The sequence below is a fragment of the Pseudoponticoccus marisrubri genome, from assembly GCF_001482405.1.
In the GTDB taxonomy this organism is placed as follows: domain Bacteria; phylum Pseudomonadota; class Alphaproteobacteria; order Rhodobacterales; family Rhodobacteraceae; genus Pseudoponticoccus; species Pseudoponticoccus marisrubri.
In genome coordinates this window covers 1-278 of the sequence record NZ_LPXO01000086.1, presented here as the reverse complement: position 1 = coordinate 278, position 278 = coordinate 1, and the positions used below count along the sequence as shown (strand labels likewise).

Here is a 278-nt window from a genome sequence, read left to right as displayed (position 1 = left end):
GTTGCCGTCTTTAATGGTCGTGGCGACTGTGTCGTTGCCCAACTCGACGTTTTCGAAGCTGCCTGTGTCTACTGGCGTGCCGATGACGACGCTGTAAACTTCGTCGCCTTCTGCGTAGGCGTCATCCACTGCGGCCACCGTGAAGTCGACGCTTTGATTGGCTGCATCCAGCACCACTTCTGTGGTGTTGGTGATGATGTCGCCGCTTTCGGCTGATTGATAGGTGTAGGTCACCGGTACCGTCACCGTTTCTCCGGCTGCGACCGCTTTGTATACGC

Annotated in this window: 1 protein-coding gene; it reads right to left on the bottom strand. The window is 56.8% G+C overall.

Features of this window, described 5'->3' with window-relative positions; translation table 11 throughout:
* The coding region (locus AVJ23_RS22035; RefSeq protein ID WP_157772787.1) for a hypothetical protein at positions 1-234 on the bottom strand (234 nt) is incomplete at its 3' end.
* Positions 235-278 lie beyond the last annotated feature (44 nt).